The organism is Halomonas sp. SSL-5, from assembly GCF_030708455.1.
GTDB lineage: Bacteria > Pseudomonadota > Gammaproteobacteria > Pseudomonadales > Halomonadaceae > Halomonas.
In genome coordinates this window covers 372385-386450 of sequence record NZ_JAUYWF010000001.1, presented here as the reverse complement: position 1 = coordinate 386450, position 14066 = coordinate 372385, and the positions used below count along the sequence as shown (strand labels likewise).

At 68.2% G+C, this 14066-nt stretch carries 15 protein-coding genes; 4 read left to right on the top strand and 11 right to left on the bottom strand.

The features are described 5' to 3' along the window. Positions 1-169 precede the first annotated feature (169 nt). The 4 genes from RAN53_RS01800 (at position 170) to RAN53_RS01785 (ending at position 4316) form a co-directional block, all read left to right on the top strand. Positions 170-604 (top strand): PAS domain-containing protein, encoded by a 435-nt coding sequence (locus RAN53_RS01800; protein WP_232912348.1) that lies wholly within the window; start codon positions 170-172, stop codon positions 602-604. Positions 605-794: 190 nt separating this feature from the next. Beyond that, the gene (locus RAN53_RS01795; protein WP_161431032.1) at positions 795-998 is read left to right on the top strand and encodes a PA3496 family putative envelope integrity protein; all 204 of its coding nucleotides are present in this window, start codon (positions 795-797) and stop codon (positions 996-998) included. 89 nt (positions 999-1087) lie between these two features. Further along, positions 1088-2749, top strand: a complete 1662-nt coding sequence (ettA, locus tag RAN53_RS01790; protein WP_305795108.1) for an energy-dependent translational throttle protein EttA — start codon at positions 1088-1090, stop codon at positions 2747-2749. A 229-nt stretch (positions 2750-2978) separates the two neighbouring features. After that, positions 2979-4316 carry a DUF2254 domain-containing protein gene (locus RAN53_RS01785; RefSeq protein ID WP_305795107.1) on the top strand — a complete coding sequence of 446 codons (1338 nt, stop codon included), beginning with the start codon at positions 2979-2981 and terminating at the stop codon, positions 4314-4316. Between the two features lie 16 nt (positions 4317-4332). On the opposite strand, the gene lpxL is transcribed toward RAN53_RS01785, so the two are convergent. The 11 genes from lpxL to ftsB form a co-directional block, all read right to left on the bottom strand. Continuing rightward, a complete protein-coding gene (lpxL, locus tag RAN53_RS01780; protein ID WP_305795106.1) occupies positions 4333-5238 on the bottom strand; it encodes an LpxL/LpxP family Kdo(2)-lipid IV(A) lauroyl/palmitoleoyl acyltransferase in 906 nt (301 codons plus the stop codon). 51 nt (positions 5239-5289) lie between these two features. Then, on the bottom strand, positions 5290-6411 hold the full coding sequence (alr, locus tag RAN53_RS01775) for an alanine racemase (RefSeq protein WP_305795105.1): 1122 nt from the start codon (positions 6409-6411) through the stop codon (positions 5290-5292). 164 nt (positions 6412-6575) lie between these two features. After that, positions 6576-7556: an RNA polymerase sigma factor RpoS gene (gene rpoS / locus RAN53_RS01770; protein ID WP_414842947.1), complete on the bottom strand. Its 981-nt coding sequence runs from the start codon at positions 7554-7556 to the stop codon at positions 6576-6578. A 113-nt stretch (positions 7557-7669) separates the two neighbouring features. Continuing rightward, positions 7670-8836, bottom strand: coding sequence for a peptidoglycan DD-metalloendopeptidase family protein (locus RAN53_RS01765; protein WP_305795103.1), 1167 nt, complete (start codon positions 8834-8836; stop codon positions 7670-7672). After that, entirely contained in the window at positions 8829-9815 is a 987-nt protein-coding gene (locus tag RAN53_RS01760) for a DUF368 domain-containing protein (RefSeq protein ID WP_414842946.1), read from the bottom strand. The genes RAN53_RS01765 and RAN53_RS01760 overlap by 8 nt, the downstream gene beginning before the upstream one ends. Before the next feature lie 52 nt (positions 9816-9867). After that, positions 9868-10548, bottom strand: coding sequence for a protein-L-isoaspartate(D-aspartate) O-methyltransferase (locus tag RAN53_RS01755; protein WP_305795102.1), 681 nt, complete (start codon positions 10546-10548; stop codon positions 9868-9870). Beyond that, entirely contained in the window at positions 10535-11281 is a 747-nt protein-coding gene (gene surE, locus RAN53_RS01750; protein ID WP_305795101.1) for a 5'/3'-nucleotidase SurE, read from the bottom strand. The genes RAN53_RS01755 and surE overlap by 14 nt, the downstream gene beginning before the upstream one ends. 28 nt (positions 11282-11309) lie before the next feature. Then, complete coding sequence (truD, locus tag RAN53_RS01745; protein WP_305795100.1) at positions 11310-12386, bottom strand: tRNA pseudouridine(13) synthase TruD; 1077 nt, start codon at positions 12384-12386, stop codon at positions 11310-11312. Beyond that, positions 12379-12894, bottom strand: coding sequence for a 2-C-methyl-D-erythritol 2,4-cyclodiphosphate synthase (gene ispF / locus RAN53_RS01740; RefSeq protein WP_305795099.1), 516 nt, complete (start codon positions 12892-12894; stop codon positions 12379-12381). The genes truD and ispF overlap by 8 nt, the downstream gene beginning before the upstream one ends. Further along, complete coding sequence (gene ispD, locus RAN53_RS01735; RefSeq protein WP_305795098.1) at positions 12894-13628, bottom strand: 2-C-methyl-D-erythritol 4-phosphate cytidylyltransferase; 735 nt, start codon at positions 13626-13628, stop codon at positions 12894-12896. Before ispD ends, ispF begins: the two co-directional genes overlap by 1 nt. Further along, positions 13625-13960 (bottom strand): cell division protein FtsB, encoded by a 336-nt coding sequence (ftsB, locus tag RAN53_RS01730; RefSeq protein ID WP_305795097.1) that lies wholly within the window; start codon positions 13958-13960, stop codon positions 13625-13627. Before ftsB ends, ispD begins: the two co-directional genes overlap by 4 nt. Positions 13961-14066 lie beyond the last annotated feature (106 nt).

Here is a 14066-nt window from a genome sequence, read left to right as displayed (position 1 = left end):
CTGGCCTCGACGGCGAGCGGCCAGCCGCGTGCCGCGTTGAAATCCATGCGCCCACTGGCCATGATATCTGGCACACTTGACCGCAATACGTGACCGCAATACGCACGTCGTCGCCCCAGGCGGCCAGGAAAGGATCCGCGACAGGAACGCCCCATATGGAACGCCCAACATGAAACGATCCCCACTGATCAGCCCTGACCTGCTCGAGCGCATCATCGATGCCTCCGAGGACGGCATCGTGGTCGCCGAACAGGAGGGTGACGAGAACATCCTGATCTACGTGAACCAGGGCTTCGAGCGCCTGACCGGCTACAGCGCCGACGAGATCCTCTACCAGGACTGCCGTTTCCTGCAGAACGATGATCGCGACCAGGAGGGCCTCGTGGCCATCCGCAAGGCACTGGCCGAGGGTCGCCCCTGCCGCACGGTGCTGCGCAACTACCGCAAGGACGGCACCCTGTTCTACAACGAGCTCTCGATCACGCCGGTGCATGACGACGATGACAACCTGACCTACTACATCGGCGTGCAGAAGGACGTCACCGAGCGCGTCGAGGCCCAGCAGGAGCTGGAGCGCCTCAAGGCCGAGCACGGCCTGGAGTAAATGCACCGCCGAACGGGCGGTGAGCGAGGAAATTTGCGCGCGGGGCTTGTACTCCACGCGCGTTGCATATATACAGCGCCCAGGCAACCCCGTTGCCTGGGCGCTTCGGATTCCACAGACGCACAGGGGATGAGAAGCGATACGTGACCGGTCGACGCCCGTCGACCCCTGGCCATGGGAGGAACACCACATGGGCCGTGAACACCTTCTCGATCCTGGATACGATGACGACCAGGAACTCTCCGACGCCATGAACGATGACGACTACGCGCGCCCCCGCGCCAGCAGTCGCGCCGACACCCTGCGCGCTCGACGCCGCGTGGAGGCGCTGCTCGAGGAGCGGCGATTGCGCCGCGCCATCGAGGATGACTGGGCCATCGACGAAGAGGAGTAGCCCCGCCGGAGCGGGCCTTTGGCTGGCCTTTGCCTGTTGCGGGCTCTATCATCCGTGGGTCAGCCAATCCTTCAACCAAGTGGAACTCCATGGCGCAATACGTCTACACCATGAACCGGGTGGGCAAGGTCGTGCCCCCCAAGAAGCAGATCCTCAAGGATATCTCCCTCTCCTTCTTCCCGGGCGCGAAGATCGGCGTGCTGGGCCTCAACGGCGCGGGCAAGTCGACCCTGCTGCGCATCATGGCCGGCGTCGACACCGAGTTCGAGGGCGAGGCACGCCCCATGCCGGGCATCAATGTCGGCTACCTGCCCCAGGAGCCGCAGCTCGACGACGACAAGAACGTCCGCGAGACCGTGGAAGAGGCCCTGGGCGAGATCAAGGACGCCCAGGAGAAGCTCGACGCCGTCTACGCCGCCTATGCCGAGCCGGACGCCGATTTCGATGCCCTGGCCAGCGAGCAGGCGCGACTCGAGAACATCATCGAGGCCTCGGACGCCCACAACCTCGACCGCAAGCTGGAAGTGGCCGCCGAGGCCCTGCGCCTGCCGCCCTGGGAGGCCCGCGTGGGCAACCTCTCCGGCGGTGAGCGGCGCCGCGTGGCGCTCTGCCGCCTGCTGCTCTCCAGCCCCGACATGCTGCTGCTCGACGAGCCTACCAACCACCTCGACGCCGAGTCGGTGGCCTGGCTGGAGCGCTTCCTGCACGACTACAGCGGCACCGTGGTGGCGATCACCCACGACCGCTACTTCCTCGACAACGTGGCCGGCTGGATCCTCGAGCTCGACCGCGGCCAGGGCATCCCCTTCGAGGGCAACTACTCCGGCTGGCTGGAGGCCAAGGAGAAGCGCCTCGAGCAGGAGGCCAAGCAGGAGGCCTCCAAGAACAAGGCCATCAAGCACGAGTTGGAGTGGGTGCGCAGCAACGCCAAGGGCCGCCAGGCCAAGAGCAAGGCGCGCCTCAACCGCTTCGAGGAGATGCAGTCCGGCGACTTCCAGAAGCGCAACGAGACCAACGAGATCTACATTCCGCCCGGCCCGCGCCTGGGCGACAAGGTCATCGAGTTCCATGACGTCCGCAAGGCCTTCGATGGCCAGCTGCTCTACGAGGACCTGACCTTCAGCGTGCCCAAGGGCGCCATCGTCGGCATCGTCGGCGGCAACGGCGCCGGCAAGTCGACGCTGTTCAAGCTGATCACCGGCAAGGAGCAGCCCGACGGTGGCGAGGTGGTGATCGGCGATACCGTCGACATCGCCCATGTCGAGCAGCTGCGCGACGCCCTGGACGACAAGCAGACGGTGTGGGAGTCGGTCTCCGACGGCCAGGACATTCTCAACATCAACGGCTACGAGGTCTCCTCGCGGGCCTATGTGGGGCGCTTCAACTTCAAGGGCAACGACCAGCAGAAGCGCCTGAGCGAGCTCTCCGGCGGTGAGCGCGGTCGCCTGCAGCTGGCCCAGACCCTCAAGCAGGGCGCCAACGTGCTGCTGCTTGACGAGCCCTCCAACGACCTCGACATCGAGACCCTGCGGGCACTGGAGGAGGCGCTGCTGGCCTTCCCCGGCTGCGCCCTGGTGATCTCCCACGACCGCTGGTTCCTCGACCGCATCGCCACGCATATCCTGGCGTTCGAGGGGGACTCCCACGTGGAGTTCTTCGAGGGCAACTACACCGAGTACGAGGCGGATCACAAGAAGCGCGTCGGCGACGACACCCCGCACCGCATGAAGTACAAGCGCATCGATGCCTGACCCGGCGGCGCCGGAGCCATAAGCCATAAGCTTTATGCGGTAAGTGAAAACCCCACGGACCTTGCGGTCGTGGGGTTTTCTGATGGCTTACGGCTTAAAGCTTACCGCTCCGGCGAAGCCGGGTCTTCCAGGCGCGAAGCGCCGCTCTTCCAGCTTCCGGGTACCGGGCGGGGTTGCTCCCAACGACGAGACGCGCCATAAGTAAGACTCTCGCCGCGAGGAGTCACCCATGAGCATCCTGCTGTCCTGGCCCATCCACCTGCTCAAGACCTTCCGGCAGAGCATCGCCTACCAGCCCTCCCTGCTGGCGGTCGCCTACGCCCTGCTGAGTCTGGTCGCCCTGCTGCTGCCGATCTCCGACGACCGACTGCCGACCCTGCTCACGCTTGTCGGCCTCGAGGCGCCGGAGAACACCCAGGCGCTGCTCGCCGCCCTGCTCGGCGGCATGATCTCGCTGATGGTCTTCAGCTTCTCCATGGTGATGTCGGTGCTCTCCCAGGCCGGCGGGCAGTTCTCCCACAAGCTGGTGTTCGGCCTGATCTCGGAGCGGCCTCACCAGTGGGTGCTGGGCCACTACCTGGGCACCATCCTGTTCATCCTGATGCTGCTGATGGTCCCGGACGTCGCCGAGGGCCAGGCGACCTGGCGCTCGCTGGCGATCTACCTGGCCTGTGCCATGGTCATCCACTGCCTGGCGCTGTTCGTCTACTTCATCCACAACGCCTCGCAGTCGATCCAGATCGACGCCGTGGCCGCCGACCTGCACCAATCCACGCTCGTCTCCATGCATGCCCTGCAGCGCCGCCAGCAGGGTCAGGAGTGGCGCATCCTGGCCGTCGCCCCGTCATCCGGCCAACACCAACATGCCGTGCAAGCCCGCCGCGCCGGCTACCTGCAGAATGCCGATCTCACCGCCCTGGCCGAGCTGGCCCGCAGTGTCGACGGCGTCGTGCACCTTCACTTCCGCTTCGGGGACTATGTGGTGGAGGGGCTGCCGATCCTCTCGCTGGAGGCCGCGGCGGCCCCCGAGGCGAACTGGTGCGACGAGGTCCGGGCCACCCTGACCTACGTGGAGGGAGAGTCGATCACCGATCACCATGTGTTCGGCATGACCCAGCTGATGGAGGTCGCCCTGAAGGCGCTGTCGCCGGGCATCAATGATCCCGGGACCGCCCGGCTGTGCCTGCACCGCCTGACCGACCTGCTGCGCCGGCGCCTCGAGTGGCGGCCCTGCGATGCACTCTTCGATCAGGACGCCACCTGCCGGGTGACCTGGCAGGTCGAAGACTTCGAGAGCCTACTCTACCGGCTCTTCCAGCCCATCCTGCGCTACGGCAGGGAAGACCTGAGCATCGGCCTGGGGGTGCTAAAGGCCCTGAAGACCCTCTCGCTGTTCGCCGAGCCGGAGGATCTCGAGACCCTCCAGGCCCATGCCGACCGGGTGGTGGAGACGCTGTCTCACGCGGTGGACCACCCGCTGGACCGGCGCTTCGTCTCGGCACGCCTGGACGATGGCATCCATCGGCTCTCGCTCCCGGCAGCGCTCCCCGAGCCTCGGCGGGCCTGAGCGTCGCCCGCGGGCGTCAGTAGGGCCTGGGCTCGCCGGGAGGGCGGGTCTTGAAGCGCCGGTGCAGCCACAGGTACTGCTCGGGGTGCTTGCGGATCGCCGCCTCGATCACGGCGTTGATGCGCGTGGCATCGGCCACCTCGTCGCCGCTGGGGAAGTTCTCCAGCGGGGGAAGATACTCGAGGGTATAGGTGCGGTCATCGGGGTTGCGGTGAAAGATCAGCGGAATCACCGGGGCGCCGGTCATGCGCGCGATGCGCGCGGTCATCTTGATCGTGGCGGCCTGGATGCCGAAGAACGGTGCGAAGACGCTGGCGTCGCGGCCGAAGTCCTGATCCGGGGAGTACCACACCGCATGGCCGGCCTTGATCCGGCGCACCACGCCACGCAGGTCATGGCGGTCGAGAACCGCCTCGAAGTAGGGGGCCCGGGCGCGCCCCATGAAGCGGGCGAAGAGCGGATTGTCATGGGGGCGCTGCACCGCGTCGGCGCGGAAGTAGAGCGAATGCAGGGCGGCCCCCAGATCCAGGGTCGAGAAGTGCACGCCGAGGATCAGCGCGCCCTGCCCTGCGGCCTCCAGCCGGTCCCGGTGCTGCTGGCCCTTGAACACCACGCGATGACGCAGATGCTCCGGGTCGCGACACCAGCCGGTGGCGGTCTCCATGATGCCGATGCCGTTGGCGATAAAGGTCTCGCGGACCAGCCGCCGCTGCTGCTCGTCATCCAGTTCGGGGAAGCACAACCCGAGGTTGGTCTCGGTGATATGCCGACGCCGCCCGGCGAAGCGCCAGGCGGCAAGGCCGATCACCTTGCCGACCCATAGCTTGAGGCGCCAGGGCAGCCAGGCCGCCACGTGCATGGCGCCGATAGCCAGCCACACGGGCCAGTAGCGGGGATGGGCGAAGTTGGGCCGCGGGCTCATGGGGACAGACCCCGATTAACGGACCGCTCCATGTGAACCTTCTCCTTTCAGTTAATTGGGGTCTGTCCCCGATAGGCCCCCATGATACCGCCTGGGCACCCTGGGCAGCACCCCGGTGAGCAGGGTGTAGCTGATGGTATCGCAGTGGCGGGCCACCTCATCCACCGGCAGCACCCGGCCGTTGGCCGCCCTGCCCCACAGCACGACCTCGCTGCCGATATCGGCTTCTGGGATGTCGGTGATATCGACGGTGAGCATATCCATGGAGACCTTGCCGGCGATGGCGCTGCGCTTGCCCGCCACCAGCACCGGCGTGCCATCCACGGCGTGACGGTCGTAGCCGTCGCCGTAGCCGGCCGCCACCACGCCGATGCGCGAGGGGCACGGGGTGAGCCAGCGCCCGCCGTAGCCCACCGGCTCGCCGGCGGGAAGGTCGCGCACGGCGATGATCGCCGAGCGCAGGGTCATCACCGGCGCCAGCCGGGAGGTCACGGCATTGGGCCTCTCGAGGGGGTCGCTGCCGTAGAGCATCACGCCCGGGCGATTCCAGGCGCCGTGGGCCTCGGGGCGAGCCAGGGTCGCCGGCGAGTTGGCCAGGCACAGGGGGGCGCCCAGGCGCTCGGCCAGGGCCTTGAGCCGTGCCATCTGGCGCTCGAAATAGTCGGTTTCCACCAGGTCGGCGGTGGCGAAGTGGCTCATCAGCTGCAGGTCGCAGGCGTGCTCCGGAGCGGCCGACAGGCGCTGCCATACCGCCTCGACCCGCTCGGGGGCAAAGCCCAGGCGGTGCATGCCGGAGTCCACCTTGACCCATACCGGGATCGGCCTCGCCGGCCGGTGCGCCATCAACGCCTCCAGCTGCCAGTCGCTGTGCACCGCCATCCACAGCCTCAGCTCATCCACCTGGGCGAGTTCGTCGGCCGTGAAGATGCCCTCGAGCAGCACGATGGGGGCCGTGATGCCCGCCTCGCGCAGGGTCAGCGCCTCCTCGATGCAGGCCACCGCGAAGGCGGGGGCGATGCCCTCCAGGGCCCGCGCACAGGCCACCGCCCCGTGGCCGTAGGCGTCGGCCTTGATCACGGCGACACAGCGGCTCTCGGGTGAGCACTCACGGGCGAGACGGTAATTGTGGCGCAGGGCGTCGAGGTCGATCTCGGCGATCAGCGGCCGGGCCATGGCGGACTCCTGAACTGAAGCGAATGGACAAGGCGAGGATTATCGTTGGAAGTGCGCGCCAAATCACGAAAAAAGCCACCATATGACTGGTGGCTTATCGAATCACATCACTAAATATGTCAAGAAAGCTGGAATATCCTGCTGATCACCACGTCAGGCGAGAGTCAGGCGAAGATGGCATCCAGGCTGAGCCCCTGCTTCTCGAGCACCCGACGCAGCTTCTTCAATGCCTCGACCTGGATCTGGCGCACCCGCTCCCGGGTCAGGCCGATCTCCTCCCCCACCTGCTCGAGGGTGGCCGCCTCGTGGCCGCGCAGGCCGAACCGGCGCACCACGACCTCGCGCTGCTTTTCGGTGAGCTCGGAGAGCCACTCGTCCACATGCTGCTTGACGTCGCCGTCGAGCAGGCTCGACTCGGGCCCATGGTCGTTGTCGTCGGCCAGGGTCTCGATCAGCGGCTTGTCGCTGTCACCGCCCACCGGGTAGTCCACCGAGGAGATGCGCTCGTTGAGCCCCATCATCTTCTTGACGGCCTCCACCGGCTTGTCGAGGTGATCGGCGATCTCCTCCGCGGTGGCCTCGTGATCGAGCTTCTGGGTCAGCTCGCGGGCCGCGCGCAGGTAGATGTTGAGCTCCTTGACCACATGGATGGGCAGGCGAATGGTGCGGGTCTGGTTCATCAGCGCCCGCTCGATGGTCTGGCGGATCCACCAGGTGGCATAGGTGGAGAAGCGGAAGCCCCGCTCGGGATCGAACTTCTCCACCGCCCGGATCAGCCCGAGGTTGCCCTCCTCGATCAGGTCGAGCAGCGAGAGGCCGCGATTGAGATAGCGCCTGGCGATCTTCACCACCAGCCGCAGGTTGGACTCGATCATCCGCGAACGGCCGAGGGGATCACCCTTCTGGGCGAGCCGGCCGTAGAAGACCTCCTCCTCGGGGGTGAGCAGCGGCGAGAAGCCGATCTCGTTGAGATAGATCTGGGTGGCATCGAGGCTCTGGTGGCTGTAGCGATCCTCGCGGGTCAGCGCCTTCTCGAAGGCCGTCTCGTCTTCGGCCTCCGGTTCGTCGATGGCATCGACGATGGTGTCATCTTCCTTCTCCTCGAGCGTGTCCAGATCCACATCCTGAAGGTCCCGTTCAAGCATGCTCATCGATGGCTACCCCGTGCTTGCGTCCTGTCGCCGATACCAGGAGCATCGGCGAAACCGATTATTATTGTGTGACAACCCCGCTGGGATTTAACCACCGGAGCACGGCATCAGCGTGAGGGCAAGAACTCCAGAGGGTCCTGGGGCTGACCATCCTTGCGCACCTCGAAATGCAGCCTGACGTCCTCGGCATCGCTGTCGCCCATGGTGGCGATCACCTCGCCGGCCTCGACCACGTCATTCTCGCTTACCCGCAGCGTGTCGTTGTGGGCGTAGGCGCTGAGGAACTGGTCGTTGTGCTTGATCAGGATCAGCTTGCCGTAGCCCCTTACACCGCTGCCCGCATAGACCACGATCCCGGGCCCTGCCGCCTTGACAGGTTGCCCCTTTTGTCCGGCGATATCAATGCCGGCGGTAATCGCGCCACCATCGCCGAACTGGCCGACAACATCCCCCGGTGCGGGCCACTGCCAGGGCACCTCGGCGACCGGCGTATAGGTGCGCGAGCCGCGATCGGCGGCCTGGCTTCCGCCGGCGACGGCGGTGCCTGCATCGGCCTCGGTGGCCTCTTCGCTCGGCGCCTCACGGGCAGGTTCTTCCCGGTCGGCGGTCTCAGCCACTTCCCGGGCCTCGCCGGCCTCTGCAGTCGCCTCGCTGGCCTGCTCGGACGCTTCGCGGGCCTCGGCGAGCTGCTCGGCCTCACCTTCGGCATCACGCTCGCCGCGCTCGGCCAGGTCACGCTCACTCAGGCCGCCATCGGCGCCGGGGCTCTCCGGCGAGTAGACCGGTCCCGGGCCACTGTCGTCGTCGCTGACCGACTGGGCCGCGTCTTCGCCACGCGAGGAGGTGGCGCGATCGGCGCGGGACACGGTCTCGGTCTCACCGCTGGGCAGCAGCCACTCCATGTCGCCGGAATCGGCCTCGGCCTGGGTGCCGCCGAGGGGCGTGGCCACCGCCACGGCACTTGCGCCGTCGTCAGGCTGCCGGGCCGCCGGCTGTCCTTCGCCCCCCCCTCCTTCGAGTGCCAGGCGCTGGCCCGGCTGGATCTCGTAGGGCGGGCCGATGCGGTTGAGTCGCGCCAGGTCGCGGTAGTCCATGTCGTGGCGCCAGGCGATGCCGTAGAGGGTATCGCCCCGCTCCACGGTATAGTGGCTCGCCCCGGTGTCCGTACGGCTCGCCGAGAGGTCGCGCACCGGTACCTGGCCCGGGGAATCCTGCTGGCTGGCACAGCCGGCCATCGCCAGGGCCAGGCCCGAAATCATCAAAACCTTACGCATCAGAGCCTTCCTCCTTGTTTGCTCCTTGAGAGCTTGCCCCTTGAGAGCTTGCCCCTTGAGAGCTTGCCCCATGTGAACCCTTCCCACGAATCGTTGCCGGGCGTCGCCCGGTGCGGTCGAGCAGCAGAACGCCGGCCGCCCCCACCAGCATCAGCGCCACCACGGCCACCAGCTGAGAAGCGTCACCGGTGAGCAGGGCGTAGTCGCCCGGTGTCAGGTATCGGTAATCCAGTGGAATCATCTGTCCGTCCGGGCCGAGCTGGTAGCGTACCAGTTCCCGCCACGGCCAGAGTACCGGCAACGAGCCGATGATGAAGCCCACCAGCAGCTGCAGGGTCCCGGTATGATAGCGGTCGAGCAACCAGGAGAGCAGTCGCGAAAAGGCGAACAGCCCCACCGCACAGCCCATCCCGAACAGCCCGATCAGCCCCAGGTCGAAGCCGCGGATGCCATCCATCACGGTGCCATAGAGGCCCATGGTCAGCAGCAGGAAGCTGCCCGAGACCCCGGGCAGGATCATGGCGCTGATGGCGATGGCACCGCCCACCAGCAGCATCACCTCGCGGCTGCCCAGTTCGGTCACCAGCGGCATCAGCGAGGGCAGGCCGTGGGCCAGCAGCAGCCCTCCGACCAGCGGCAGGATATGCCACCAGCGCCAGTCGGCCGGATGGCGGCTGACCACCACTGCCGAGGCCAGCACCAGCCCGAAGAAGAAGCCGTTGAGCAGCAGCGGGTGGTCCTCCATCAACCACACCACCAGGTGGGCGACGCTGACCAGACTGACGGCGATGCCCAGCAGCAGCGGCAGCAGGAAAGGCAGGTTGAGATGGGCCACCAGGCCCGCGCTCCCGCCCCGGCGCCAGGCACCGAAGGCGCTGGGGCCGAACTGCTTGATGGTATGGATCAGCTCCTCGTAGATGCCGGTGATAAAGGCGATGGTGCCGCCGGAAACGCCGGGTACCGCGTCGGCGGCGCCCATGCCGGCGCCCTTCAGGATGATGCCGAGGTATCGCTTCAACAGCGGACTCCTTTCAACGAATGACGCCCTCGAGGAGCGGCACGAAGCGCACCGGCTCGAGGCGCCGCTTCTCGAACTGGTTGTCCTGACGCTGGATCCGGGTCAGCCACTGGCGGCCCCGGGCGTCGGACAGCGGGGTGATCAGCACGCCGCCCTCGGCGAGCTGGGAGAGCAGCGCCGCCGGCAGCTGGCTGGCGCAGGCGGTCAGCAGGATGACATCGAAGGGCGCGGCCTCCTCCCAGCCATGACCGCCGTCGGCCAGGCGCAGGTGGGCATTGTGCGCGCCCAGCAGGCGCAGCCGCTCGGCGGCGCGACGGTGCAAGGCATTGATTCGCTCGATCGACCAGAGTTCCGGCACCAACCGCGAGAGGATCAGCGTCTGGTAGCCGGAACCGGTGCCGATCTCCAGCACACGCTGGGGCGCCGCCTGCAGGACCAGTTCGGTCATGCGCGCCACCATCCACGGCTGGGAGAGGGTCTGGCCATGGCCGATGGGTAATGAGGTGTCCTCGTAGGCGCGATGGGACAGCGCCTCGTCCAGGAACAGGTGGCGAGGCTCACGGCCCAGGGTCTCCAGCACCCGGGGATCACGGATGCCCTGGGTGGCCAGGCGTTCCAGCATGCGGTCGCGGGTGCGCTGGGAGGTCATGCCCACCCCGCGCACCAGCTCGGTCAGGCGTTCAGGTGAGTGCATCCAGCCAGCCCTTGACGTCCGCGATGGCTGCGTGCCGGGTGAGATCGGTCTGCAGCGGAGTGATGGAAACGAAGCCCGCCTCCACGGCGGCGAAGTCGGTGTCGGGGCCATCGTCGGCGTTCGCGCCCACGGCGGCGATCCACCAGCGCACCCGGCCGCGGGGATCGCGCACCTCCTGGGGCCGAGCCGCGGGACCGCGATAGCCCAGGCGGGTGACCCGGAAGCCCCGGATCTCGCTCCAGGGCAGGTCCGGCACGTTGACATTGAGCAGGCTGCGCGGCGGCAGCGAGAGCTGCTCGGCGGCCCCCACCAGGCTCGCCGCCACCCGGCCAGCGGTCTCGAAGTGGCGATGGCCCACCAGCGACATGGCGATGGCCGCCATGCCCAGGTTGCGCCCCTCCATGGCGGCGGCCACGGTGCCGGAGTAGAGCACGTCGTCGCCCAGGTTGCCGCCGTGATTGATGCCCGAGATCACCAGGTCGGGCTTCTCGTTCCAGACGCCGTTCACGCCCAGGTAGACGCAGTCCGCCGGGGTGCCGTCGACGCTGTAGAAGCCGTTGTCCATCGCCGACAGCGCCAGCGGCCGGGTCAGGGTCAGGGAGTTGCTGGCCCCGCTCTTGTCACGGTCCGGCGCCACCACGCGCAGCTTGGCATGGGGCACCAGCGCATCGTGCAGGGCGCGCAGCCCGGGGGCGTGCACGCCGTCGTCGTTGGAGAGCAGCAGTCGGCGCATCTCGAAATTCCTCACGTAGGCGCATCCGTTACAGGGTCGGGTGCGTGATCAATTCTCGGAGTACGGCGGTGGCGAAGGCGCCGCGGGGCAGCGTGAAGGCGAGCCACAGCTCGCCGTCACCGCGTTCGAGGCTCGCCTCGACCAGGCGCAGGCGCAGCGGGCGTCGCCCCAGGCGTACGCCGGCCGCCTCGAGGCCCGCGCACAGCGCGGGGAAGCGGCTGGCCAGGTGTGCCTCTCGAGCCAGCGCCTCGCCATTCGCCACCGAGCCCCCGGTGCCCCACAGCACGCCGCTTGGGTGCAGGTCGAGGCGCGCCGCGCGGGCCTCGAGCTCGGCATCCGGGGACTCGACGCCGAACTGGCTGGCGGTGCCATCGAGGTTGGCCACCTCACCCGGCAACAGACGATCCCAGCTGCCCTCGCGGATGCGCTCGGCAAGCAGCTCGTTGAACAGGAAGCTGCGCGCCGCCGAGAGCAGCATCCCGTCGCGGTCGTCGCGCTTGCGCCAGCCCCTGGCCAGCAGCGAGCGGGCGCGCAGCAGGTTGCGGCCATCCGGGCCGAAGCGCTGGGGGCCGAAATAGTTGGCCACCCCGCGCTCGAGCAGGCGCTCCCAGCGTGGCGCAAAGGCATCGTCATCCACCACCGGCCCGGTCAGGCGCAGCCGGAAGCGGTTGGCACGGTGCACGCCGCGCTTGAGCTTGCGCGGATGACGCGCCATCTCCAGCACCCGCACGCCGCGCTCGGCCAGGCCCTCGAGCAATCCCGCCGGCGCCTCGCGACCCGGCAGCTGCACCGACAGCCACTGGCGGGTCACGGCGACCCGATCCTTCATCCCCGAGTAGCCCACCACCCGCGGCGAGGCCTCGCACAGCCGCGCCAGTTCCTTGACCACCATGGCGGTGGTCAGGTCGCGTTTCTCGATGTAGAGCCACAGGTGCTCGCCCTCCCCCTCGGGGGCGAAATCGAGCACCTCCTCGACCATGAAGTCCTCGGGGCGTGCCCGGTAATCCCCGCCGACCGGCGGACCGAACTCGGCGTCGAGCACCCGCGGCCAGACCGGTGGCCAGTCGATGGCATCGACCCGGGGTCGTGTCGTGGCATCACTCACCGGCGCGATCGCTCGTCTTTTTCGACACCGGCCCCGAAACCGGCAACAGCAGTGCTACCGCCTCGGCGGCGATGCCCTCGCCACGGCCGGTAAAGCCCAGGCGCTCGGTGGTGGTCGCCTTGACGTTGACCGCGCCGAGCTCGACGCCCAGATCGGCGGCGATATTGGCCGCCATGGCCGCCACGTGGGGCGCCATCTTGGGTGCCTGGGCCATCAGGGTGGCATCGAGGTTACCGACCCGGTAGCCGGCCTCGCCCACCAGGGCCACCACGCGGCGCAGCAGGTCGCGGCTGTCGGCGCCCTTCCAGGCCGGGTCGGTATCCGGGAAGTGGCGACCGATATCGCCCAGGGCGCAGGCGCCGAGCAGGGCATCGCTGATGGCATGCAGCAGCACATCGCCGTCGGAGTGGGCGACGAAGCCGCGCTCGAAGGGCACGGCGACGCCGCCGATCATCAGGTGGTCGCCCTCGCCGAAGCGGTGGACGTCGAAGCCATGGCCGATTCGCATCATCTCTCCGCGACGCCGGTCGGCGCCGTCTCGTTCTGCGCCGAGGCCTGGGCGGCCAGGATCATGCCGGCCAGGGCCAGGTCCTCGGGATGGGTGATCTTGAGGTTGTCACGACGCCCGGGCACCAACCGCGGCGAGTGGCCCAGGGCCTCCACCGCGGAGGCCTCATCGGTCACCGCCGTGCCCGCCGACGCGGCCTCGCGCAACGCCCGGACCAGCAGGCCGTAGCGAAAGCCCTGGGGGGTAAAGGCGTGCCAGAGACCCGCGCGGGGTTCCGTGAGGGCGACCCGGCCGCCGCCGTCGTCACGCTTCATGGTATCCGCCACCGGCGCGGCCAGCAGCCCGCCCACCGGCTCGTCCACCAGGGCCCGCATCAGCCGGCCCAGGTCCGCCACGCTGACGCAGGGGCGTGCCACATCATGGACCAGCACCAGGTCGTCGCCATGAGCCTCGGACTCGATGGCGGCCAGGGCGTTGGCCACTGAGTCGGCACGCTCGACGCCGCCGGGCACGCGGCGCCAGTCGGCGAAGGGTACCCAGGCGGGATCGAACCAGGCGTCGTCGGGGTCCAGGCAGAGACAGAGCCGAGCCTGGGGAAAGGCGGCGTGCAGGCGTTCCAGGGTATGGGCCAGCACCGGACGACCCTCGAACTCCAGATACTGCTTGGGGCGATCGGCGCCCATGCGTCGCCCCTGCCCCGCCGCCGGCACCACCAGCCAGGGAGCCACGTTCATCGGCTCGCCTCCAGGCGTGCGGCGGGCACCGGGTTGACCACCGGCGCGGACTCCACCGTCACGTCGGGCACCCAGAAGAACTGCTCGTCGGTGCGCACCATGCCGATATCGCTGCGCGCGCGCTCCTCGATGGCGTCGAGGCCGGTCTTGAGGTCGAGCACCTCGGCGGCCAGGCGCGCATTGCGGTCACGCAGCGGCTGGTTGGCCGCCTCGAGCGTCGCCACCCGCTGGCGCACCTCGCGCAGTTCCTCGATGCCCCCCTGACCGAGCCACAGCCGGTACTGCAGCAGCGCCACCAGCACCGTCAGCGCCAGCGCCAACCCCTTGAGCATGGTGCCTTCCCGTTACGTCGTTACGATGGCGCGCATTATGCCATCACGGATAGCCACACGGCGAGAAACGACCTCCCCTGCGGCCCGCTTCGAGAGCGGGCCGCAG